General features: G+C 39.1%; 20 protein-coding genes. 12 read left to right on the top strand and 8 right to left on the bottom strand.

The annotated features are described in order from the left end of the window. Positions 1-222: 222 nt before the first annotated feature. The 4 genes from M3182_RS26210 to M3182_RS16325 form a co-directional block, all read right to left on the bottom strand. A complete protein-coding gene (locus tag M3182_RS26210; protein ID WP_285868502.1) occupies positions 223-1,950 on the bottom strand; it encodes a glycine betaine ABC transporter substrate-binding protein in 1,728 nt (575 codons plus the stop codon). After that, complete coding sequence (locus tag M3182_RS16335; protein WP_251426024.1) at positions 1,947-3,158, bottom strand: quaternary amine ABC transporter ATP-binding protein; 1,212 nt, start codon at positions 3,156-3,158, stop codon at positions 1,947-1,949. Before M3182_RS16335 ends, M3182_RS26210 begins: the two co-directional genes overlap by 4 nt. Before the next feature lie 555 nt (positions 3,159-3,713). Beyond that, positions 3,714-4,703 (bottom strand): TAXI family TRAP transporter solute-binding subunit, encoded by a 990-nt coding sequence (locus M3182_RS16330; protein WP_251559013.1) that lies wholly within the window; start codon positions 4,701-4,703, stop codon positions 3,714-3,716. A 34-nt stretch (positions 4,704-4,737) separates the two neighbouring features. Next, a complete protein-coding gene (locus M3182_RS16325; protein WP_251426022.1) occupies positions 4,738-6,669 on the bottom strand; it encodes a TRAP transporter permease in 1,932 nt (643 codons plus the stop codon). Between the two features lie 328 nt (positions 6,670-6,997). On the opposite strand from M3182_RS16325, the gene M3182_RS16320 reads away from it, so the two are divergent. Together M3182_RS16320 and M3182_RS16315 are read left to right on the top strand one after the other, a co-directional pair. After that, on the top strand, positions 6,998-7,387 hold the full coding sequence (locus M3182_RS16320; RefSeq protein WP_251559011.1) for a DUF1259 domain-containing protein: 390 nt from the start codon (positions 6,998-7,000) through the stop codon (positions 7,385-7,387). A gap of 127 nt (positions 7,388-7,514) precedes the next feature. Further along, positions 7,515-8,426: a ferritin family protein gene (locus M3182_RS16315; protein WP_251559008.1), complete on the top strand. Its 912-nt coding sequence runs from the start codon at positions 7,515-7,517 to the stop codon at positions 8,424-8,426. Positions 8,427-8,754: 328 nt separating this feature from the next. Here the strand turns inward: M3182_RS16315 and M3182_RS16310 are convergent, their stop codons facing one another. Together M3182_RS16310 and M3182_RS16305 are read right to left on the bottom strand one after the other, a co-directional pair. Continuing rightward, entirely contained in the window at positions 8,755-9,165 is a 411-nt protein-coding gene (locus M3182_RS16310; protein ID WP_251559006.1) for a DoxX family protein, read from the bottom strand. A gap of 36 nt (positions 9,166-9,201) precedes the next feature. Then, the gene (locus M3182_RS16305) at positions 9,202-9,981 is read right to left on the bottom strand and encodes a DODA-type extradiol aromatic ring-opening family dioxygenase (protein WP_251559166.1); all 780 of its coding nucleotides are present in this window, start codon (positions 9,979-9,981) and stop codon (positions 9,202-9,204) included. Between the two features lie 289 nt (positions 9,982-10,270). On the opposite strand from M3182_RS16305, the gene M3182_RS16300 reads away from it, so the two are divergent. Next, the gene (locus M3182_RS16300; RefSeq protein WP_251559005.1) at positions 10,271-10,813 is read left to right on the top strand and encodes a helix-turn-helix domain-containing protein; all 543 of its coding nucleotides are present in this window, start codon (positions 10,271-10,273) and stop codon (positions 10,811-10,813) included. Positions 10,814-11,034: 221 nt separating this feature from the next. On the opposite strand, the gene M3182_RS16295 is transcribed toward M3182_RS16300, so the two are convergent. Beyond that, positions 11,035-12,123, bottom strand: a complete 1,089-nt coding sequence (locus tag M3182_RS16295) for a PfkB family carbohydrate kinase (RefSeq protein WP_251426015.1) — start codon at positions 12,121-12,123, stop codon at positions 11,035-11,037. 483 nt (positions 12,124-12,606) lie between these two features. On the opposite strand from M3182_RS16295, the gene M3182_RS16290 reads away from it, so the two are divergent. From M3182_RS16290 to M3182_RS16250, 9 genes are all read left to right on the top strand, one after another. Beyond that, entirely contained in the window at positions 12,607-13,542 is a 936-nt protein-coding gene (locus M3182_RS16290; RefSeq protein WP_251426197.1) for an EamA family transporter, read from the top strand. Between the two features lie 100 nt (positions 13,543-13,642). Then, the gene (locus M3182_RS16285) at positions 13,643-14,755 is read left to right on the top strand and encodes a PfkB family carbohydrate kinase (protein ID WP_251559163.1); all 1,113 of its coding nucleotides are present in this window, start codon (positions 13,643-13,645) and stop codon (positions 14,753-14,755) included. Then, positions 14,739-15,656: a pseudouridine-5'-phosphate glycosidase gene (locus M3182_RS16280; protein WP_251426013.1), complete on the top strand. Its 918-nt coding sequence runs from the start codon at positions 14,739-14,741 to the stop codon at positions 15,654-15,656. Before M3182_RS16285 ends, M3182_RS16280 begins: the two co-directional genes overlap by 17 nt. A 122-nt stretch (positions 15,657-15,778) precedes the next feature. Next, positions 15,779-16,960: a NupC/NupG family nucleoside CNT transporter gene (locus M3182_RS16275; RefSeq protein ID WP_251559003.1), complete on the top strand. Its 1,182-nt coding sequence runs from the start codon at positions 15,779-15,781 to the stop codon at positions 16,958-16,960. Between the two features lie 23 nt (positions 16,961-16,983). Next, the gene (locus M3182_RS16270; RefSeq protein WP_251559001.1) at positions 16,984-17,913 is read left to right on the top strand and encodes a nucleoside hydrolase; all 930 of its coding nucleotides are present in this window, start codon (positions 16,984-16,986) and stop codon (positions 17,911-17,913) included. Between the two features lie 307 nt (positions 17,914-18,220). Then, positions 18,221-19,138 carry a nucleoside hydrolase gene (locus tag M3182_RS16265; protein WP_251426010.1) on the top strand — a complete coding sequence of 306 codons (918 nt, stop codon included), beginning with the start codon at positions 18,221-18,223 and terminating at the stop codon, positions 19,136-19,138. A gap of 285 nt (positions 19,139-19,423) precedes the next feature. Further along, positions 19,424-19,846 (top strand): hypothetical protein, encoded by a 423-nt coding sequence (locus M3182_RS16260; protein ID WP_251426009.1) that lies wholly within the window; start codon positions 19,424-19,426, stop codon positions 19,844-19,846. A gap of 1,153 nt (positions 19,847-20,999) precedes the next feature. Then, the gene (locus M3182_RS16255; RefSeq protein ID WP_251558999.1) at positions 21,000-22,652 is read left to right on the top strand and encodes a LysM peptidoglycan-binding domain-containing protein; all 1,653 of its coding nucleotides are present in this window, start codon (positions 21,000-21,002) and stop codon (positions 22,650-22,652) included. Positions 22,653-22,897: 245 nt separating this feature from the next. After that, positions 22,898-23,629 (top strand): YwaF family protein, encoded by a 732-nt coding sequence (locus M3182_RS16250; RefSeq protein WP_251426007.1) that lies wholly within the window; start codon positions 22,898-22,900, stop codon positions 23,627-23,629. A 94-nt stretch (positions 23,630-23,723) separates the two neighbouring features. Here M3182_RS16250 and M3182_RS16245 read toward each other — a convergent pair whose 3' ends face one another. Next, a complete protein-coding gene (locus M3182_RS16245) occupies positions 23,724-23,942 on the bottom strand; it encodes a hypothetical protein (RefSeq protein ID WP_251558997.1) in 219 nt (72 codons plus the stop codon). Between the last annotated feature and the right edge of the window lie 218 nt (positions 23,943-24,160).

Raw genomic sequence — 24,160 nt, 5'->3', positions numbered from 1 at the left:
AGGCAAACCTTAAAAGGCAGTTAGCCATTTAAGGTTCTGACAAAAAGCGTTTTGTTTACTATGTATGTCGTTCTTAAAATACTAAAAGATCCCTCTAAACTGCTGTTTATCGTTCAAAAAAATAAGGGCAGTCTTTCCAATCGCATTTATACTTAAACTAACATTTGTAAAAAAATCCAAAAATTGTGGGACATGGCCTGTCCCCCTGTCCCACAACTCACTTTATTTTAGATCCTCAATTGAATCGATTTCGACATATTTTGGTACAACTAGTCCATTTCTTGTGCCTTGAAGGTTTGCACCGAGATCAACAAAATCATCTTTATAGGTTTCGTAATATTCAACATGGGTGCTCGGGAGCCAAGCTCCGACCATGGCGTCTGCACTTGCATTTGCGATTCCCGCAAACATTGGTCCCACTTCTACCTGTCTCAACGTTACATCATATCCTTGTTGTTGCAGTACTTTTGCTATGACATACGTACTGGCGATTTCTGAATCCCAGGCGACATATACAATTTTGATTTCTTCTCCGTTCCCTGATGGAGCTCCCTTTGTCCACTTAGCTACTTTGTCAGGATTTTCTTCAATCCATTTTTCAGCCGCTTTCTCTGCTTCTAATCCTTCGTTAATGTTAACCATCACATTTTCCATATCACTTGGCTCCCAAGAGAATTGATCTAAGATGGTATTCGCTCCTGGTAGGTCTTGTTCAAGACCTTTCCGAACGATTGTATGGATTTCTTCCACTTCCCCAAAAGAACCATTTGGGTCTTCAAGGAATTTCAAATCGAACTTGGAGAACTTCCAGTGCGGCGACCATCCTGTTACAATGATTGGTTTTTGCTGATTATAGGCCTTGCTCAGTTCAGCCGTCATGGCAGCGGAAGATCCTTCAACCAACTCCCAATCATCAAGCTGGTAATCGGTTAATGCCTGATTAGCTTGACTCATGATCCCTGCTCCTGGTTCAATCCCAATAATTTGATAATCTGTTTCAGCACCAATACCAGTCGCATTCTCATTTTTATTGATTCCATTTTGAATGGCCACAACGATTGCTGTAATTAGGACAAGTGCTGTCACTAAAGAATAGACGATTTTCCGACTGACGAGATGCGCATATGCCGGTTTTTGCAAATTTTGCGAGATGCGGTCGAGAATAATCGCTATAATTACAATCGATAACCCGGCCTCAAACCCTTGCCCGACATCAATTTTACTTACTGCTCGATAAACATCTGCTCCAAGTCCAGGTGCTCCAACTAACGAAGCGGTGACCACCATCGAGAGAGCAAGCATAATACTTTGGTTGACCCCCGCCATAATCGTTGGAGTCGCCAACGGCAATTGCACTTTGAATAACTTTTGGCTTCTGCTTGAACCAAATGCATTTGCCGCTTCAATTAAATCTTTCGGTATTTCTTGGATCCCAAGATTTGTCATCCGTATTGTTGGTGCAATCGCAAAGATAAAGGACGCAATAATTCCTGGAACGACTCCAATTCCAAAGAAGAGAATCGATGGTATTAAATAAACAAAGGCTGGCATCGTCTGCATAAAGTCTAAAATCGGGGTAACAATTTTTTGTACCGTTTTACTTTGGGCACACCAGATTCCAATTGGGATGCCGATGACAATGGTTAGGATACCGGATAATAAAACAATGGCAAGCGTCTGAATACTGGATTCCCAATAGCCTAGATTCTCAATTAAAAGTAAGCTAATCAACGTAAAGATTCCAAGTGGCCATCTACCCGTATAGGTTACTAATAGCGCTAAAATAATAATTAACACAATCGGTGGCCCTGCACTTAATACATCCACAATGATATTTAATAAACCATCGATTGAATTGGTTAAGATCGTAAAAAATCCAGCAAAAGCGACCGTTATCCATTCAACGAACGCATCAATCCATTCTCCTAGTGGAATTTTTGGTAGATTCATGACTCAACACTCTCCAACTCATTCAAGGAATCTTTATTTCCTGCTAGAGCTGCAATGACAGGTCCGCGAATCACAATTCCTTTTAATCTATGTTCTTCATCGACAACGGAAATCGGGATATTGGAAGTGGCCATCTCGTCCAACATATCCGTTAATAATGTATCTTCTGAAACAGTTGGAATATCCGTTGTCATCACTTCAGAGATGGGTAGGTTTTGATCGACTGCCTGACGTCCCTGTTCCGCCGTAAGCGCTCCTAACAACTTCATTTTCCGGTCAACTACAAAGATGCTGGAATATCCTTCACGTTTCATAATTTCAAGCGCTACCCTTGGTCCACGATCGACCCCGATTTTTTCTCCACGTTTCATCACATGGGAAGCGGTTAAAACCTTGGATAAATCAACATCTTCCACAAACCTTTCAACAAATTCATTTGCTGGATTAATCAAGATTTGTTCAGGTGTCCCTAATTGAATGACGCTTCCATCTTTCATCAACGCAATTCGATCCCCGATTCGGAGGGCTTCATCCAAATCATGCGTAATAAAGATGATCGTCTTCTTGTACTGTTCTTGAATTTGTAATAACTCATCTTGCATATCTTTCCGAATTAACGGATCAAGAGCACTAAAGGCTTCGTCCATTAAAATAATATCTGTATCACTGGCTAATGCTCTAGCCAGTCCTACCCGTTGTTGCATCCCACCGCTCAATTGTTTAGGCAGTTGATTTTCATACCCTTTTAATCCAACGGTCTCAAGTGCATGCATGGCTTTTTCTCGCCGCTTTTCAGCAGGGACTTTCTTGATTTCCAGACCATACTCGGTATTTTCCAATATGGTCTTATGTGGGAAGAGAGCAAAGTTCTGAAAGACCATGCTAATCTTTTTTTGTCTGACTTTCCTGAGTCGTGCTTCACTCATTTTGACAATATCTTCATTTTCGATCAAAATCTCACCAATTGTTGGATCAATCAACCTGTTAAACATTCGAATCAAGGTCGATTTCCCACTTCCCGATAAACCCATGATGACAAAGATTTCACCATCATAAATTTCGAAGGAAACGTCTTTTACCCCAACCGTCTGTCCAGTTTCCCTTAAAATCTCCTTCTTTGATTTGCCTTTCTTTAATAAATCAATCGCCGCTTTAGGATTTGAACCAAAAATCTTAGAGACATTCCTGACCTCTACATATGGTTTCATTTATTCACCTCATTCTTTTTAGCACCCGTTGTATTTTTTGCATAAAACCATATATATATGAGGACGTTTCGGCTAAAAGCTAACATTTCAATCATTTGCTTTGTGATTGGGTCACCTAAAGCTCTGATTCTTTAAAAAGCCTTGAGATTGCCTACCCTGTTTTATTTTTTTCAAACTTTGTTGATCTGCGCAACTGAATGAGCTATGTCATACTGATCAATCCCATTTTTAAAAGAAGAAGTCGGTTTTCGAAAAGATTGTTGTTAAAATCCTTAAGCCGATTTTAACGATATAGAAGCCATTTCATCTGTTTAAACTTAGCCTGCAAGCTCTTTTCTCCTAAATGTAGCGAATTTTTTGGATAACCTGGCTTATTCAGACGTATTTTTTGGTCAAAAGCAACAAAGTTTGAGAAAAGAACCTAAAAGAAAGAGCTCGCAAACCTAAGTACATCTTGCGTAATGCTGATGTTGCGTTAAGTTTAAACAACAATCTTTTTAACCTTTAAAAAAGCAAAAGCCAGAACATCGCTGTTCTGGCCCAATCGTTTTTAGTTTAGTCTAGTAACCCTTTTTCTTCATAATAGCGCTTTGCACCTTCATGCAATGGAATGCCCGCAAGCTCGGTTACGGCATTTTTGATATCCATTTGTTGGACGATGGAATGGGAAGATTCTAGCTTGTCTAAGTTCTCCCAGAACACCTTTGTCATTTGATAAATGGTTTCTTCATCAACAGATGCATCCGCCATTAGCATCATTTTAATCGCAAGCGTATCGACGTCCTCTTCTTGTCCTTCATACGTTCCAGCTGGAATGGTCATTTCAGAATACCAAGGATATTCTTCCATTAATTGTTTACGGATTTCCGGTTCAATGCCAATCAATTCTCCATCCGCTGTGGAAGTCATTTCGGTAACCGCAGCAGTCGGAAGACCCGCTTGGATTAATGCTCCATCAATTTGCTTATTTCTCATTAAATCAATCGCTTCTGTGAACCCAACAAAGTTGGCATCAATTCCATCCGGATATTCGATTCCATAAGCTGGTAAAATAATGCTTGATTCTACTTCAGGAGTACTTCCTGTCGTTCCTGGAGCAAATTTCTTTCCTTTTAAATCACCGATTGATTCAATCCCTGAACCTTTACGCACCACAAATTGATTTGGGTTATAGTATAGACCCGCTACAATCCGAACATCTTCATATTTGCGATCCTTGAATCCTCTTTCTCCGTTATAAGCTTCCCAGATGATTCCGGAAGTCGCAAAAGAAATATGAGCTTCTCCAGCTTTCATTTGGTTCAAATTGTCCACTCCACCATTTGACGCTTGTGCGTTCACGCGGACTCCTTCAATTTCCGTTCCCCAAAGATTGGCCATTGCTGAACCTAACGGATAGATGGTTCCAGTTGTCGATGCTGTTGGAAAGTTTAAATTTTGTTGCCTTTCCCCATTTGATGATTTTTCTCCCCCACAAGCACTTAGCACGAGAACCATACTAAGCAAACACAAGAATAATACATAGCTTTTTTTCTTTCCGTTCATTTTGCTTTCTCCCCCTTTTAAATGTGAATGTTTACTAGATCGACTGACTCATTTCATTCGGAGCCAGTTTTCTCTTTACGACCCACTGCCAGGCTAAAACAATCCCTAATAAACCAATGCCAGCGTAGTCTGTTAAGCTGCCAGGGATAATCATTAAAACCCCAACAATCGTAAAAATTATCCTTTGAATTAAATTGGCTTTCATCAAAAACCACCCCTGCAACCCAGCTGCAAGCGAGATACAGCCAATGATGGCGGTAATCGCAGGAATGATACTCTCAGAATAAGGATTAGCACCAAGCAACAACGCCGGATTAAAAATAAAGAAAAACGGCAGGATGAAGCCGGTTAATCCAAGCTTTACAGCTGTCAGCGAAACTTGATTCTGATTGGTACCCGCAATTCCGGCAGCGACATAGGACGCAAGGGCAACCGGCGGTGTGATATTTGATAAACAAGCATAAATGAGAACAAACATATGGGCCGCAAGCGGTGTAACACCAAGGTTGATTAATACAGGTGCACCAACTGTTGCCACAATAACATAGGCAGCCACTCCTGGGACGCCCATCCCCAAAATAATGCTCATCAACATTACGAGTAAACCTGCAATGAGTAAACTATCATTTGTATAGTTCATCACTGCATAGCCAAAGTTCAGACCTAGACCTGTTAAAGAAACAGTCCCAATGATCACACCAATTACAGCACAGGCAACAGCCACTCCCACAGCACCTTTTGCTCCTTCTTCAAGTGCAAGGATGATTTCTTTTAGTCCCATTCTTGTTTCTTTGCGCAGCCAGCTTGCGACTACACAAGCAATGATGGAAAAGACAGCGGCATATAATGGGGTATATCCCATAAACAGCAGCCCCATTAAAACAATTAATGGTAAGGATAGATGTCCTTGTTTCTTCAGTACATCCATGGCTTTAGGGATGTTTTCTTTCGAAAGACCTTTTAGCCCTAAGCGTTTAGCTTCGAAATGAACAACCATGATCAAGGTTAAATAATAAAGAATTGCAGGGATGATGGCCGCTACCATTACAACGGTATAGGAAACTCCTAAATATTCCGCCATAACAAATCCTGCTGCTCCCATAATTGGCGGCGCAAATTGACCACCTGTTGAAGCAACCGCTTCTACAGCGGCAGCAAACCGTGCCTTATAGCCATTCTTTTTCATAAGTGGAATGGTCAGTGTCCCTGTTGTTGCCACATTGGCTAAGGCACTACCATTGATCATCCCCATTAAACTGCTGGCGATCACCGCTACCTTTGCTGGTCCTCCTGGAGAGCGTCCGGCAATCGTTAATGCGAAATCATTAATAAATTGACTAAACCCGCTCCGGCTTAAAAATGCTCCAAATAAGATAAAGAGGAACACAAATGTAGCCGAAACCCCAATGGCGATCCCAAAAACCCCTTCACTTCCGTAAAATAAATAATCGATCACGCGATTGACACTAAAGCCACCATGTCCAAAAATTCCTGGAATGTAGGAACCGAGAAAATTATAAAGTAAAAAGATAAAAGCTAAGATTGCTAGATTCCCAACTACCCGGCGCGCCGCTTCAAAAATCATCAAAATCCCAATCGCACCAAAAATATAATCCGGAAGTAATAAATAACCTCCCCTTAGGACAATGGTTTGATAGGAAACTAATAAATAACCGGTTGAAGCAATACTCAACAAAATACAAATAAGATCGAATACCGGCGGGAATTTTACGGTCCGTTTCCCTTTTTTTGTAATCGGATACAACAGGAAGGTAACAACAAGTAGAAACATCATATGCCATGCTCTTAACGTAATCGCATCAAAAACACCTGAACCTGCAGCAAAGATTTGAAAAAGGGACCAAATGACCGCAATGGCTGTAAGGACCTTTGCTGCCTTTCCAATATATGTACGCACACGAAACTCACTATCGACTTTCTCTACTAATTCCATTTCAGTGCTCAAAACAACACCTCCTTGTTTTGTTAAAATATTAAAATATTTTTGATGATTATAAAATATAATAGTTTAGTTTCTTTAGCACGTCAATCCGAAGAAGCACGAAAATGGTCGTCTATTGTCTTATGGGAATCTAGTATTCTACTTTTATCTAAAAGTTCGGAGCAGAGGGGGGCTTTGGAAGTTTATCTATCCGGGGCAAAAAATCAGGTTCAGACCCTCCAATTCGTTCCTAGACTGTGGGGCTGAGCCATGCACATCAGAATGCTATACAAGTTTCGAAACATTTTTCTGAGGCATACATTAAAGAAATAAATAACGAGGGGGATGACGAATGCATCATTTCGATACACTATGCCAGCAATACGGACAAATTTTAAATAAAAAACCCAAAATAAAAAATGGTGTATGCTCTGTAGAAATTGAACGTCATTTAAATGTGACCATTCAAGGTCGTCCTAGTCGTGGGGAACTTCATGCGGGACTATCGTTCGAATCCTTGGATCATGAAGGTAATGCACTTAATCTTGGAGAAACCGTCATACTTGAAGAAGAAATTCCTGCATTTACAAATATATTAGTTCGAAATGGAATCATCATTAGCGCCATTCATAATCATTGGCTGTATACAAAACCAACCATTCTATACCTTCACTTCCAATCTGTTGAACCACCACTGCATTTTGCCCATAAAGTTGCGGAAGCAATGAAAGTTCTAAAGTGAAGAAACCATATGACTATGTGGGCTATTCTTTTCTATTTTGTATCATCATAAAATCCCATTTCACCTGCACATCGGTCCAACTGCAACACATACAATAAGTTGAATGTTTGAAAGAAGGAGGACAATCATGAATTTAAATCAACCCTATTCCGTTTCTTCTTATCCTAATTTTTATCGGGAGACACCGAATACACAGCTTTTACATGCTATTCAAAAAGCCATTCATGCTGAGTATAGTGCGATTGCTTGTTATGAGAAATTAGCCAAAATGGCCCCCACACAAGAGGAACGAACCAAAATACTTGAAATACAGAAAGACGAAAACCGACATCTCCATGAATTCAGTAGAATTTTTACCCATTTAACAGGGAGGCAGCCAACTTTTCAAATCATTGAGGAATGCCCAGACAATTACCAAGCAGGAATTGAGTTTGCCCTAAAAGATGAGCAAGAGGCTGTAGACTCTTATTTAGACATCTCAGATCAAGCACAGGATTTTACAATCAAAGATCGATTTCGACGAGCAGCATCAGATGAACAAAATCACGCGGTTTGGTTCTTATTTTTTATTTCAAAACATTCAAAGGGGTCCCATACCCATAGACAAATTGATTCCTATGGTGCTAAAGGAGCCTTAAGTGCTGCTTCATTAACATTGCCGCAAATGTTAACTTATGCTCTGCAGGATGAGTTCTTGGCCCAAGCAAGATATACGAACATTCTCCAAACCTTTGGGAACATACGGACTTTTGCACAGATTAAAGAAGCAGAAATGAGACATATAAGTGCCTTATTACCACTTTTTGAACGTTATCAAGTACCAATCCCTACCGATCTTTCACAATCGTTTGTGACCACTCCAGGATCGGTAAAGGCTGCATATGCTGCAGGTGTTCAAGGAGAAATTGACAACATTTCGATGTACAATAAATTTTTAACACTTAACATCCCTAATGATGTAAGAACGGTCTTCACTCAAGTACGTAATGCCTCTTTGAACCATTTAGCAGCATTCGAAAGAGGGCTGGCTAGAAGTTAGTTTACTCACCCTGGCGTTTACTGCCCTCCTTTTTTTCTTGCGTAGAAGAGATAATCTCTAAAAATATCCATTTTGTTCTATTACAATTCCTACTCTTTTAAACCATAAAATTCTTGATGATTTTCAATCATTCACCATTCACAACATGTTAAAAAGATCACTCCTTTCAGAAAGTGTTGCGACCACAAGTCCTTGCTTGTACGATTTCTCCGTTTTTTCAACACATTTAAGCTGACCTTTAAAAAGAACCTTCAATATTCATTCCCTTAGTCGCAGGTTTAAATAAGGAAATAAAAAAGCACCCAAATCATTGGATGCTTTTTGTAAATTATGCTGCTTGTGAATGGTTTTGGTCTTTTTTACCCGCAAACATAGAATCGATTGCCCACATTTGACTTCCGTTTACCGCGATAAATAATGCTACGGCTAATAGTGCAACGTCAAACTCATAACCATTTAAGAAGCCCATTGATAATTTAGCGGTAAAAATTGCGCCAAGCATGATGACAGCTAATAGTGCAGATACAATTTTTGAACCCAAACCAACAACTAATAACAATCCACCAACCAATTCAATCACGGCTACCGCATAAGCTAAGCTTCCAGGTAGTCCAATGCTTTCAAACCAACCTACTGTATTTCCAATTCCTGCACTAAATTTATCTAAACCGTGTAGGAAAAATGTAATCCCTAATACTACTCGTAAAATCAATGTGCTCCATGCTAATTTGTTATTCATTCTTCATTACCTCCAAATAATTTTTAAAATTTTTTATTAGCCAAATTGCCAAATACTATGACTTAAACTTCCATATCGATAACTGCGGTGCAACAAGGTTGCTTTTTGCTCATCATCCGCTGCCCCCATTGAATAAAAGATTGGGATAAAATGCTCCCTTCCATACGGGGGGACTGCCAGCTGTGCAGAAGGAGCAAGGGAGTCATACTGAAATAAAGACTGTGTATCCCATGCTTTTAAATGTTTCTCTAGCCACTCATCAAATTGCAAGGCCCACGGAGTTGTTTCCCCGTTATCGCGCCAATCCAACGCCCGGAGGTTATGCACACTTCCTCCACTGGCAATGATCATGACATCTTTTTTCCTGAGCTCTGATAGTGACTTTCCAATTTTATACTGTTCCTCAGGTGTTAACTCTGGATTCACAGACATTGAAATCACAGGGATATCCGCATTTGGATAAAGCATTCTCAGAACAACCCAAGCTCCATGATCCAGACCACGACTTGATTCCGTTTGATAAGGAATCCCTTCAACTGTGAATAAGTCTTTGATTTCTTCACTTACATGCTTATTTCCGATGGCAGGATATTCAATCTGATACAAAGCTTCTGAAAACCCACCAAAGTCATAAATCGTTGAATATTGATCCACTTCACTTACATATTGAACGGATGAAACCCAATGAGCTGAAAACAGCACAATCGCCCTTGGTTTAGGAACATGTTGACCTAACTGATTTAAAAACTTGGTATATTCGTTTTCCTCAATGGCCAAAAGTGGAGCACCGTGTGCAATAAAATAAGATGGAATCATCTCCAAAATTACCTCCTCTCTCAGTGATTGTATCTTTAGGATAACTTTTCTTTCTCAAGCAGAAATGAATCACTAATGAAAGGTTATTACCCTTGGAATATCTACATAAGAATAAAATATTCATATAAGTAAACATATAAACAAAAATAAATACCTTTCTCAAGGTTTGTTTGTTTCCTTATATGAATATTTGTTATCTATAAAGTAACAAGGTAGGTATGGATTGTCAATATTTTTTTTGCTAATATAGATATATGTTTTTTATTTGAAAACATTCGAGGTGGCTACTATGGAAATCGGTTCAAAGATTCGGGACATCCGTAATCGAAAAAAAATCACGATTGCCCAAATGTGTGATGCAACTGGGCTTTCAAAAGGATTTATCAGTAATGTTGAGAACAACAATACTTCCCCATCGATCAGCACTTTGCAAACGATTGCAAGTTTTTTAAAAGTTCCTTTGCCTTACTTATTGTTAGAAAAGGACCAGCAAATGCGAGTCGTTAAAAAGGATTCAAGAACTATTACTTCCTATAATGGGTTGAAGGTGGAGCATTTAGCTTCAAAAGAAGGATTACATTTGAGAATGGTAGAATTCCCTCCCGGAGCGTCAATGGGAGAACCAAACGCCCATGAAGGGGTCGAAACCCATCTCGTACTTGAAGGGAAACTTCTCGCCGAGCAAGGAGAGGATCGTTCCATTGTCGAAGAAGGAGATTCTTTCAGTTGGAATGCCTGTGTCCCCCACTATGTGAAAAATATCGGGGACCAAAAAGCCGTGGTGTTAATTGCCGTCTATTCCGATACGGAATTAAGGGACATATTAGGTTGAAACAAAGCGCTCATCGATAAGTGAATAATAAAAAAGCTTTAAAGCCGGCCCATAATAGGAAATAAAATGGAAGGTGCCAGGCACCATCCATTTTTTGGATGGTGCCTGGCACTTTTTTGGGTGTTTTTTATGTAAACTTCCGGAGATTAAACCACATACCTACTGTTCGTGTAAAATCGAAAACCCATGCTGAAATGGCTTTGGGCATCACGATCCTCTTATCACGACTCTTTTACCAATTCATAGATTCGATCAGAATTTAAAAGTGGCGAGATTGATTTTTCTGTTTGCAGCGTAAGCGCTGCTCCAGCAAGGCCTAATTGACAAGCATTTATTAACGACTCATCGTTCATAATTCCGTATATTACACAGGAAGCAAATGCCTCTCCAGCACCTGTTGGGTCCACAACTTCCGTTTGAATCGGAGGCAGATGTCCTGATTCTTCTGGAGAAGAATAGTATACCCCTTTGTCCCCCATTGTGATGATTACCTTGTTCACGCCGAGATCTCTTATTTTCTCACAGGCAATCTGGCAATCGGCAATGGAGTCAATTTTTACTTTTGCAAGGACCTCTGCTTCTTCACGATTTGGGAGGATTAATTCTACTCCATCCAAACGAGAAGGAAGGTTTTGAGCTTTAGCCGGAGAAACAGGATCAATATACAAAGGGATTTTCTCATCCTTGCAACGTTTGATCACATAACGAATGCATTCCTTAGAAATATTCGTGTCCAAATAAACACCTTGTGAGGCAGCGATATGCGACCATTTTTCCTCAATCATCGAGGGAGTTAATTTCTCGTATATGCTCATATCAGCCATTGAGACAATGCTTTCACCATCCACATCTAACAAAGTGGTAAACGTTCCTGTCCCTTCTGACGGTAATATCCATACCTGGCTAATATCCACTCCTTGGCCTTTCGTTTCCTGCAAAATCCAATTCCCTTCTTTGTCGTCCCCAACACAAGCCATGAGCGAAGCACTAAGCCCCAACCGACTGATATTTTCCGCAAAGTTTCTGGCCACTCCACCACAAACTTCGGCCATTTTCACTGGATTCGATGAATACAAACGAACCTTCTGATTCGATTTCGCTTTCCGGTCAATATTGGCTCCGCCAATACAGACCATGGATGATTCTTCGCGGAGAATATAGCCTCGTCCTTTGATTTCACCGCGTCTTGTCAGGTTTGCAATATAATTGGCAACCGCAGGCCTCGATAACCCGACTTTCTTTGATAATTCCTGCTGTGAAATAAACGGATTCATTTTTATATAATGTAAAATTTGTTTCTCTTTATCCATCGAACACCCTCATCTCCCATCAAACAAAAGTTTAATCTGAAAAACATTGTTTATAAACACTTAACCGTTTTTTATTTTTTGTGATAAACCCCATTATACCAATGTTTTATACCCGATCTTAAGCCCGTAAAAATCTGTCTTGCTATGGCTTTATTTTACATAAAAAAGCGATTGATACCAAAAAAATGGTTTGTCATAAAGTCACCCTCTGAATTATATTGGAGATTATGATTTTTTTATAAGGCTGTTTTCGTAAAGTTTGTTGTTAATATCCTAAAGCCGATTTTAACGAGAAATAAGCTTTTCTCTGCGATACTACTTAGTTTTAAGCTCTTTTCTCCTCTTATAAACGAATTTGGAATGGGATCATAGCGAATCATTCTATATTGTCCTTAAAAAGCAACAATTTTTGAGAAAAGCCTTTTATCAAGGAAAAATCATTCTATTTAACACCAAAAAGTAGGAGGCGTTAACACTATGAAAATGTATCTATATCCCCTGTTAGTAATGATTGCAGCTAGTAGTTATGGGGTCGTATCAACGATTATCAAACTGGCGATGGGCAGTGGTTTTACTGCCGCAGAGGCTGTGACTAGCCAATTTTTTGTCGGCTTTTGCCTCTCTGTGTGTATCTTCCTTGTAACAAACCGAGGAAAACTTAGTTTTAATGGCATGAAACTTCTGATTCTCGCGGGTGTTTTTACTGGGTTAACCAATATTGTCTATGGACGATCATTAAATTACTTGCCTGCATCATTAGCAGTCGTGCTTCTTTTCCAATTCACATGGATTGGGATGTTAATCTCTTGTCTTACAAAACGACAGCTCCCAAGTCGAATTGAACTAATCTCCCTGATTATCCTCGTTGGAGGAACCATACCGGCAGCTGGCTTAATTGATGTTGACCTCTCGAATATCCCATTCCAAGGATGGTTATGGGGGTTAGCAGCCGCTCTCTGTTATTCCTTGTTTTTATTTGTGAATGGGAAAGCAACCGCGAACATGAGTACCTCCAACCGATTAGTATTGGTATCTTTCTTTGCATTTATGGTAACAGCAGCGTTTCAATCGCCAGAAATCATATGGAACGGCACTTTGTTTATGGAGGGACTATGGATATATGGACTAGCTCTAGGTTTATTTGGTCTCGTTATTCCGGTTTTCTTATTCTCGATTGCCGTTCCAAAAGTTGGTTTGGGTACGTCCTCGATCTTAAGTGCGATTGAATTGCCGATTGCGGTGATGGTGTCCGTCATCTTGCTAAGTGAAACGGTGACCACACTGCAAATCGTTGGCATCGTGATTATTCTTCTCGGTATGAGTTTGCCAACACTACGAAATCGAAAAATTTTAAATAAAAATAACCCTTCTAAAGCATTGTCTAAGCAACATTCCTATAAGCTGAAAAAAAGTTCTTGATAAAAATATGTTGACATTTTTCGACATGAAAACGTATACTAAACATGTGTTTAGGACATAAACATTTGTTGGGTTGGGAGGTGTCATGATGACTAATCATTTGAATGAACAAGAAGAATTCATTTTAAGGGTGATTAGAGACAATCCGTTTATTTCGCAGGAAGAATTATCAGAAATGATTGGAATGTCCAAATCTTCCCTTGCGAATATTCTTTCTGGCCTAATCAAGAAAGAGCATGTCTTTGGTAAGGCTTACGTTTTAAATGAAACAGCCCCGATCATTTGTATTGGGGGAGCAAACATTGATAGGAAATTCTATGCACAAAGTGACATTACGGCTGAAACGTCTAATCCTGTAAAATCCTCCAGATCCGTTGGAGGGGTTGCACGAAACATCGCAGAAAACCTCGGACGACTAGGAGAAGAAGTGACGTTTATTTCAACAGCCGGCAACGATTCTGAATGGGAAGAGATATATGAATTATCCTCACCCTTCATGAATTTGGAGCATGTCACAAAGTTTGATCATTCCGCAACAGGATCCTATACAGCTGTTCTGGATCAGAACGGGGATTTGAACATTGCTTTAGCAGACATGGATGTTTTTGATCAGATCACACCTGAGCTATTGATCAAAAACAGCGCGATTCTCAGAAAAGCAAAATGTATCATTGTCGATTTGAACTGCCCGTCTGAAACGATTGATTTTCTTTGTTTCTTCACATCGAAAAATAATATTCCATTAGTCATTATTCCGGTTTCGTCTCCAAAGATGAGTCGACTTCCAAAATCGTTGAATGCAGTCAGCTGGCTCATCGTCAATAAAGATGAAACCGAAACCTTTTTAAATATTGACATCAACGACGAGCAAGACTGGAAAGATTCCGTCAAAAAGTGGCTGGAATTAGGAGTTAAAAATGTCATTGTCACAAGTGGAGCCAAAGGCGTCATGGTCGGGAGAGAAAATGGAGAAATTCTTTATTTTCCGGCAATCGAAACACCGAATGTAGTGGATGTAACAGGTGCAGGTGATTCCTTCTGCTCCGCTGTTATCTATTCCTGGCTGCAGAAGCAAGACACCGAAACGATAATCAAATCGGGCTTGGTCAATTCCCATAAAACCATTATGTCAAAGTATACGGTTCGACAAGAATTATCACAAAAACAATTCAAACTAGATATGGAGGGCTATTTAAATGAAACAATATCTTGAATTTTCCGCTGAGGTACAAAAAGCTAAAGAAGAAGGCAAAGCAATTGTCGCATTGGAATCAACCATCATCTCACACGGTATGCCATATCCGCAAAACGTGCAAATGGCTCGTGAGGTTGAGCAAATCGTCCGTGATAACGGTGCCGTTCCTGCAACCATTGCCATCATTGACGGAAAAATTAAAATTGGTTTGACAGACGAAGAGCTTGAACTATTCGGAAAAAGCTCTGATGTGGCAAAAGTATCAAGACGTGACTTAGCTGCCATTGTTGCGACAAAAAAACTAGGTGCAACAACTGTTGCTTCTACAATGATCTGTGCTGAATTAGCAGGCATTAACATCTTTGTTACAGGTGGAATTGGCGGTGTTCACAGAGGCGCTGAAACAACAATGGACATCTCAGCAGACCTTGACGAATTAGCACAAACAAATGTAGCGGTTATTTGTGCAGGTGCAAAATCAATTTTAGACTTAGCTCTTACACTTGAGTACCTTGAAACAAAAGGCGTTCCTGTTATCGGTTACGGAACAGAAGTTCTTCCAGCTTTCTACACTAGAAGCAGTGAACATAAATTAAACTTCTCTACTGATTCAATCGAGACAATTGCTGAAACATTGAAAACGAAATGGGAACTAAACCTTCAAGGTGGCGCAGTGATTGCGAACCCAATTCCAGAAGAGCATGCGATGGATGAAGATTATATCAATGGCATCATTGCTCAAGCGGTCAAAGAAGCAGAAGAAAACAACATTAAAGGAAAAGACAGCACACCATTCTTACTTGGCAAAATCAAAGAATTGACAGAAGGCAAGAGCCTTGTTGCCAATATCGAATTAGTGAAACACAATGCCAAAGTCGGAAGCCAAATCGCAGTAAGCTATAATCAAATTACAAAGTAAAACTTTTTTCACCTAATAATTGGATAACTTCTATAAAGGAAGATTGCTAGTTTCTTCGACTTTATAGAAGTTGTTTTTTTTAGAAGTATGAAAACGCTCGCATCAAAAGGGAGAGATTTCACATGAATTTTATATTCCTCTTAACAGGAATTTTGCTAGTGTTTGCGATTGGCTTTTTAGTTAGTAACGATCGAAAACATATTAAGTATAAACGCATACTGATTATGTTAGCCGTGCAATTGATCTTAGTGTTTTTCATGATGAATACAAGTATTGGACTCAATGTTCTGACCGAAGTGGGTACTTTCTTTGAGAGTTTAATGGGAATTGCCAATGCGGGTATTGAATTCGTCTTTGGCGGTATGGTAAATGAAGGCGCAACCACTTTCTTCTTTGTCGCGTTACTGCCACTTGTTTTCATGTCCGTTTTAATCGGAATCTTGAATTATATTAAAGTTTTGCCATTCATCATCAAATATATTGGGTTGATTTTAAGTAAAATTACAGGAATGGGAAGACTAGAAAGCTATTTTGCTGTATCAACGGCTGCACTTGGACAACCTGAAGTGTTCTTGACGATTATCAAACAAATTCCCCTCCTCTCTCAGAAAAGACTTTATACGATCTGTACGTCCGCAATGAGTGCGGTCAGTATGGCAATGGTTGGGGCTTATATGACGATGTTAGAGCCGAAATACGTTGTAACCGCTGTCGTATTGAATATCTTCAGTGCGCTAATCGTTGCAAATATTATTAACCCATATGATTTAGAAGAGACTGAAGATCTAATTAAAGTTGAAGAAAATGAACGAGTTCCATTCTTCCAAATGGTTGGGGATAGCGTTATGGACGGTTTTAAAATTGTGATCGTCGTTGCTGCAATGCTATTAGGATTTATTTCCTTGATGGAATTGATTAATGTGATTTTCCTAGGCGTGTTTGATGTTTCTTTCCAAAATGTGATTGGTTATATTTTTGCTCCAATCGCTTTCCTAATGGGGATTCCTTGGGCAGAAGCAGTACAAGCTGGCGGCATTATGGCTACGAAACTTGTAACAAACGAATTTGTTGCGATGTTGAGTTTTGGTGATATTGCTAGTGGTCTTTCTGATAAAACGGTTGCGATTGTATCGGTTTATTTAGTTAGTTTTGCGAACTTTGGAACGGTTGGAATTGTTGCAGGTTCCATCAAATCCATCAGTGAAAAGCAAGGTAGTTATGTTGCCAAATATTCGTTAAAGTTATTGTTAGGTGCCACATTAGCCTCTGTCATTTCAGGAACAATGATGGGGCTTGTCATGTAATAGAATAGTAGAGGTGAATAATCATGGAAAAAAGAAGAATTATTTTGGATTGTGATCCTGGACATGATGATGCGATTGCAATGATTTTAGCCGCAGCACGGCCAGAATTAGAGATCTTAGGAATTACAACCGTTTCTGGAAATGCTGAGATTGAAAAAACAACGGATAATGCGTTAAAAATTTGTGATTTAGTTTCCTTACACAATGTGATTGTTTCCAAAGGAGCAAGTGAGCCAATGGTTCGCCTACGCGAAAACGCACCGGGCATCCATGGGGAGTCAGGCTTAGATGGCCCTGAGTTCCCAGAAGCATCTCGCAGCTGGAGCGATGAGCATGGCGTTGATACAATTATCAGACTGATAAAAGAGTCAAACGAACCGGTGACCCTTGTACCGACTGGTCCACTCACCAATATCGGTCTCGCGTTAACAAAAGCACCGGAAATCAAAGAAAATATTGAAGAAATCGTTCTAATGGGCGGCGGAACGTTTGGCAACTGGACGCCTACGGCAGAATTTAATATTTGGGCCGACCCAGAAGCAGCTAGAAAAGTATTTGATAGCGGCTTGCCGATCGTAGTGATGGGACTCGATATCACCCACCAAGCATTGGCAACAAAAGACGTGATTGAACGAGTAAACCAAATCGATAATCAGGTGGCCCAGATTGTCGGCGAATTATTAGTTTTCTTCGCCTCGACTTATAAAGAAATGTTTGATTTCGATGGAGCACCGGTACACGATGTCTTGTGCGTCGCCTATCTTGTTGCTCCAGAATTGTTCAAGATGAAAGATGTTCATATTACCGTAGAAACGAAAGGCGAGTTCACTGCAGGAACAACCTGTGTCGATTTGCACGGAGTGACTGGCAGAGAAATCAATGCAAAATTTGGTATGGAGCTTGATGTTGACGGTTTTTGGAAGCTCATGATTGAAGCTCTTAAAAAATATTAGCATCTCCTATAGAGAGAATAAAATGGATGTAGGCTATTACTTAAAAAAACGCCCCAAAGAGAAAAGAATTATCGAGTTGCTCTTGTTTATTAGTGGATTGTTGTGAAGTAAGGAGTTCCATTTACTCCATTTAAGAGTGTTTTAAATAGGTATGATTCTATTCAACTTCCTTTTGGGGCAATCCATTTCTCTCAAGCGTATGTGTTGTAATCCTAGCTGCAATGAATGTCTATTGAATAATTGATATAAAATAAAATAAAATGAAGCGACCTTAGTAAATGAATGCTATTGAACGGAGTGTTGTAATGTGAAACCAATTATATTTGATGTTGATACAGGGATTGACGATGCCTTAGCAATGGCATACGCATTAAACTCTCCTGAATTAGACCTGCTCGGTTTTACAACCTGCTTTGGGAATGTATCCGTTGTAGAGGCTACTCGTAATACGCTTGCGGTTTTAGAAAAAGTAGGTAAACAGGTCCCTGTCTACATGGGTGCCAAACAAACACTTATGCGTGGGGAGAAAGATGGAAATTCAAAACATGTCCATGGAGAAGATGGTTTAGGCAATACATTGAAGAAAGCCCCAATGGCTCAAGCTGAAAGCAAATTTGCACCAGATTTTATGATTGAGCAAGTAAAAAATCGCCCCCATGATATAACGATTCTTGCTGTTGGTCCGCTAACCAATCTGGCGCTTGCAATCAAAAAAGCACCAGAGATTATTCCGCTTGTTAAAGAGGTTGTGATTATGGGGGGTGCAGTAAAGGTTCCAGGGAATGCGAGTCCTTATGCTGAAGCAAACATTATTGCCGATCCGGAAGCTGCTGAGGTTGTTTTTTCTTCAGGTTTACCAGTCACGCTTGTAGGACTTGATGTCACAATGAAAACATTATTACCTAAAACGAAACTTAAAGAATGGCGTGCAACGGAACAAAAAGCAGCTAAATTCTTTGCAGATATGACCGAGTTTTATATTGGATTCTATGAATCCAATTATCCAGGGATTGGAGGCTGTGCGCTCCATGACCCGCTTGCAGTAGGGATTGCAATCGATCCGAGTTTTGTGGTGACGGAATCAATGAATATCAAAGTTGTCACTGAAGGAGAAGAAGTTGGGAGAACAGTCGGAAACGTTGAAGATGATCCAAAAATTCAAGTTTGTACAGAAGTTGAAGCCAACCGATTCCTAGACCATTTTTTAAGTAGAGTAATAGGATAGGATTAAATGAAAGTCTGCCTGAAATTTTTTTAGGCGGACTTTTTGATAGGAAATAAAAGTCACCCTTTTTTTCTTTAAGAATCCCCCGTTATTTAGAAAGAATTCCTACTACCTGACTCTTGCAGGTTATTTTAAACTCTCAAGTGTTTACTTTACAAAAAGACCTACATACCTTAAAAATAGTATTCACTTCTATCCAAAGAGAAACACTTCCTTTTACCTATACAATTTCCTGTATACTAAAGTGTTGAAAGGTCCTCAAATAAGCAAAAAGGTGTGATTTAAATGCTTTATATCAGGGATATTGAAAAGATCATCCAAGATACCTTACTTGAAGCAAACTTAAAATTAAACTATGAGATTAACAACGACCTCCAAGCACCCATGAGTTTCAATGTTTCAACCAATACAATCAAGTTTAACTATATCCAAGTGAACGGGTTTCTCAGCCGGGTTAAAGTGAAGGAAACCAAAGAAAACTTAGTAAAAATCCTTGTTTATCATGAGATTGGCTATTATTTAGATTATAAGAAAAACAGGTACGACTTACGCACGCTTATGTATGGAGAAGACGAAGAGATCAAACAACTAACCGCTCAAATTGAAACAAACGCTTGGGATTATGGAAGAACCTTGGTGCCAGAAGAACTTATCGATTCGTATGATCAAGTTCGAGATCTGGAAAAAGTACATATACCGAATTTTTAGATTGTCGCTTCTGATGAAATCGGCTCGGTACTCCCTCGTTGGTTTTAAACAGACCTAATATTCACGACCATCCGTCGCTTTTAAGACGGTTTTCTCGGGCGAGTGGCTCCTTCTGTCTAGCAAACGCTTGCTGGGAGACAGTTTTCTCGCTCGAGCACCCCTTTCTGTCTTTCAAACGCCGGTTGGGTGACACTTTTCTCACTCGGGTACCCCTTTCTGTCTTTCAAACCCTTTGTTTTTAATCGGATTTCTCGTGCGACCCGACGCTGTTTTGAGTACTTCTTTACCACTGGTCCGAACTAAAGACAGTTTTTAATCCCTGCCCTTCACTGCAAAGCTACTTCCTAATTAATATGATGATATCTTTTAAGATTGCTAGAATCCCCAAAAAAATAATGAACCAGAATTCCCCTTCATCTATAGAGAATCCTCTACTAGATTGGCTTCCGAAGAAATTCAAAAAGAAAAGAAAGAGAATTAAAAAGCTATAGGCTATAATTTTTTTCACTATTTCCTTTTCCTTTTTTTTATTTATATAGTTAAAGATCAGAAATATAATTCCGAACCCTACACAAAATGAAAGAAAGTGCTGAGAACTTTTCAAAACGAAGTTTGGAAAAGCATCTAGAAACAATAGAATGGCAAGCAAAAATCCTATGAAAAAATACCGCATATCTACACCTCATATCTATCTTTTCATTTTAACATGGTGTAAATGTTAAAAACTCTAAATTTTAAAAACTAACATCTTTTATCCACCAACCTAATCTATTATCCCCACACAATAGGGTACTGAAGTGTTTTTTCATCCCTAGTAATTGGCCAGGAAGTACTGAATGAAAGATTCTTTCGGCAAAACGTAGAGAGCCCAATGTTCCAATGTTGAGCAGGAGTTAAAAAATTTATTTGAGCTTGATCTTTTCATTGTGACATTGCGACTGAAATAAAATTATTTTTAATGCCTAAATCCAAGCAATCTCACAGCGGGTTGCACTTTTTCTATGTTTTCATGTCTAAAACATTACAAGTATTTTTTATTCACAACATTTTTGCGACAAAAAATGACACACGCATCCGTATTCATATAAATGACGACAAAATCTGACGTCTTCATAACCCTATATAAAAAGAGAGAATAGGAGAAAGTGATCGTATGACGAAAGAATTATTTGTTAATGGCGAATTAACCCGGTTTCGTAAAGAAACGCACGTAAAAAACATCCAACCGAAAGAGGAACCTGTTTTCACATCAAGGATGGAAAAAAGAGAGTATGATCAGAGCACTCATTTTGATCTTCGCAATATCATCGATGTAAAAGGGTTCCTAAAAGATATTCGGGAAAATTGGAATACATACGTTTTACAGGTTCACCAATGGATTCAGCAAAAACCATTAAAAAAGATGATTGTAACCGGTATTTTCACTGTTGTTTTTGGCTTTTTTGCGACTACATCAGCGTCTGCATTTATTCCAGAATATACTTATCAAGTAAAAAGTGGTGAAAATGTTGAAACCATCGCTAAGGAGCACGGAGTAACCGTACAACAAGTATTAGATGCGAACGGGCTATCTTCGATTGATGGAAAGAAAATCTTATTACCAAAAGTACAGGATAAAATTGTAACCGCTACAGCATTAAATATCCGAGCGCAATCAAATACAAACAGTAAGATCATAGGAAAATATAAAAAAGGGGACGTTGTCAAAGTCTCATATATAGAGAACGGATGGGCTGGCATCTTAATAAAAGGAAGAGTTTATTATGTGAGTACCAACTATCTTACCGAACCACCGACAGCAAGCAGCGCCCCTAATATAGAATCGTTGAAAAAAACAAAGTATGTTACAGCATCATCATTAAGAGTTAGACAAGCCCCTACTATAAATAGTACGATATTGGGTTCTTTAAAATTAAAGGATCCTGTTTATGTGGAAGCAACTGTGAATGGCTGGGCTCAAATCACGTTTAATGGCCGTCCAGCGTATGTGAGTGACAGCTATTTAACTGCGAATCAACCAAAAATACATAACCATGCAAATAAAGATTCATCTATTTACACTATTAAAAGAGGAGATACTTTTTCAAAAATCGGAAGGGCATTCGGAATCTCGGTCTCTTCTATTCAACAACTAAATCCAACCGTAGACCCTGCTACGTTAAAAATCGGCCAAAAAATCAACCTTCCTGCAAAGGTTACAACTTCGGCTACGGTGAAAGACCAAACAAAAACCAAGTATGTCACAGCAACATTATTGAAAATTAGGCAAGCACCTTCTACAAATAGTACAGTATTGGGTTCTCTAAAATTAAATGATCGAGTACATGTGAAATCATCTAAGAATGGCTGGGCAGAAATCATTCTGAATGGCAAACCAGCGTTTGTTAGTGAAAGTTATTTGACCGCGAATGAACCAAAAGTAAATCACACCAATCCAAATACAGATTCATCGCTTTATATTGTTAAAAGAGGAGATACCTTTTCGAAAATTGGGAGGGCATTCGGAATCTCAGTCTCTTCTATTCAACAACTAAATCCGTCGGTCATTCCAACAAAGCTGAAAGTCGGTCAACAACTGAGCCTTCCAATGAGTACAAGTCAATTAAAAGTGACCGCCCAAATTACTGGAATCGATCGCAATGGAAAATTCCGATTTATCACCGACAATGGTAACACCTATGCCGCAAAAGCATCGGGAAACATACTGAACGAGTTATTTAAACATCAAGGGAAAGAAGCCATCCTAACACTTGAAGGAAAAAGAGGTCAACAAATGACTTTGACTTCCCTTTTACCAAATTCTTAAATCTCGAGTACTGCCACCACTAAAATTAGATCAACGCCCAACAGATTTTAGTTGAGCGTTGATCTTTTTTCTCATTATGAAAACCTCACATACTTAAATCGAAGTCCACTATGTTCCTCCTCTATCAAGAAAAACTCATAAAAAGGAATTTTAAGGAAACAATATAACCACTCATTTAAAGGTACATGTTTATTTTCGATTCTCTCTTCATTGTTTAGACTTTTTCTGACTAGGAGTTGAAAATATTGGGTTGGTTTAGCCGGAGTCATCAGTTTAAGGATTTCGATATGTATTCACAAAGCCATTTGGTTATCTTAGCGATTTATCTTTTCATGTCGGTCATCATTTTTCTAAACCGTAATAAGTGGAAAAATAAAGATTGGCGAAGAACTGAGATTGGCATCGCGATATCGTTGATTTTGTTCGAGGGTACCAACCAGGTATGGATGTACGTGAATGGGATCTGGAAGGTAGGGCGTTCTTTGCCACTAGAATTGTGTAATATTGGCCTTATCTTGTGTGTGATTTTATTATTGACGAGAAAAAAAGTGATTTTTGAACTGTTATTTTTTATTGCGATTTTAGGGGCAAATCAAGCTATTTTTACACCTGCTTTAACCTATGAATTTCCCCACTTTCGATTTTTGCACTTTTTCTATGCGCATATGGTGATTGTATGGGTCAGCTTGTATTTTATGTGGGTAAAACGTTATTTCCCAACATTTCAAACGACCATTAAACTCATTCTGTTCATCAATATCCTCTTGCCTGTAATCTTGTACATTAATAAGCAAGCAGACGGGAATTACTGGTTTTTACGTTATAAACCGAAAAGCCCAAGTCTATTTGATGTGCTAGGGCCCTATCCTTGGTACATCTTTTCCCTAGAAAGTATCTTGATTCTTTTAAGCTTCCTCACGTGGTTCTTTTTACGAAAATGGGCGAAACGCGCAGGAGAACATTCACCTTCACAATAATAAGTGAAGAGGAGGTAGTCCCTACTTTGAGTGTCCAGGGATTGCCTCTCCACACTTCATGAAAAAACAAAAAAAGCACCCTTAAAAAGGATACTCAAATATTCATGGTAAACGGTTCGACGCTTACTTTTAACACAAGGTTGGCAGAATCATGAACCATATTAATTTTATTGACGAGATATTCTGTTTTTGAGATGGTAACCGTATCGCTTGCTCTTAACGCGGTAATGTATTGATTCCAATGGACAATATCTGTACTCAAAAGGCGTTTGTCTTTTAAATAATAATCCACTCTGTTTACACTTTTTGTCACTACATCCCCTCCCCTTTTCAATCATTATCAAGCATGAGATAGGTCGAGGACAATCTCAAATCGTACGTCAAATACTGACACTATCTACATAAATAGAATAAATAAGTTTTAAAACACGTACAGTGTGTATTAGTAAAAAACGAGCGATCACTATAAACTCTTTTCTATCTATCGGAATCAGAGTTACATAATTTAGGATCAAGCCTTTACTTCGGGTG

It is taken from the genome of Mesobacillus maritimus, from assembly GCF_023715205.1.
Classification (GTDB): Bacteria; Bacillota; Bacilli; order Bacillales; family Cytobacillaceae; genus Mesobacillus_B; species Mesobacillus_B maritimus_C.
The sequence above is the reverse complement of the archived record's forward strand: the minus strand, read 5'-3'. Positions and strand labels throughout refer to the sequence as shown.

Coding starts and splice junctions, on each gene's coding strand:
- M3182_RS16300 (WP_251559005.1), top strand. CDS start 10,271: ATGGAAATCGGTTCAAAGATTCGGGACATCCGTAATCGAAAAAAAATC.
- M3182_RS16295 (WP_251426015.1), bottom strand. CDS start 12,123: ATGGATAAAGAGAAACAAATTTTACATTATATAAAAATGAATCCGTTT.
- M3182_RS16310 (WP_251559006.1), bottom strand. CDS start 9,165: ATGAATAACAAATTAGCATGGAGCACATTGATTTTACGAGTAGTATTA.
- M3182_RS16280 (WP_251426013.1), top strand. CDS start 14,739: ATGAAACAATATCTTGAATTTTCCGCTGAGGTACAAAAAGCTAAAGAA.
- M3182_RS26210 (WP_285868502.1), bottom strand. CDS start 1,950: ATGAATCTACCAAAAATTCCACTAGGAGAATGGATTGATGCGTTCGTT.
- M3182_RS16275 (WP_251559003.1), top strand. CDS start 15,779: ATGAATTTTATATTCCTCTTAACAGGAATTTTGCTAGTGTTTGCGATT.
- M3182_RS16305 (WP_251559166.1), bottom strand. CDS start 9,981: ATGATTCCATCTTATTTTATTGCACACGGTGCTCCACTTTTGGCCATT.
- M3182_RS16290 (WP_251426197.1), top strand. CDS start 12,607: ATGTATCTATATCCCCTGTTAGTAATGATTGCAGCTAGTAGTTATGGG.
- M3182_RS16270 (WP_251559001.1), top strand. CDS start 16,984: ATGGAAAAAAGAAGAATTATTTTGGATTGTGATCCTGGACATGATGAT.
- M3182_RS16315 (WP_251559008.1), top strand. CDS start 7,515: ATGAATTTAAATCAACCCTATTCCGTTTCTTCTTATCCTAATTTTTAT.
- M3182_RS16255 (WP_251558999.1), top strand. CDS start 21,000: ATGACGAAAGAATTATTTGTTAATGGCGAATTAACCCGGTTTCGTAAA.
- M3182_RS16330 (WP_251559013.1), bottom strand. CDS start 4,703: ATGAACGGAAAGAAAAAAAGCTATGTATTATTCTTGTGTTTGCTTAGT.
- M3182_RS16320 (WP_251559011.1), top strand. CDS start 6,998: ATGCATCATTTCGATACACTATGCCAGCAATACGGACAAATTTTAAAT.
- M3182_RS16335 (WP_251426024.1), bottom strand. CDS start 3,158: ATGAAACCATATGTAGAGGTCAGGAATGTCTCTAAGATTTTTGGTTCA.
- M3182_RS16260 (WP_251426009.1), top strand. CDS start 19,424: ATGCTTTATATCAGGGATATTGAAAAGATCATCCAAGATACCTTACTT.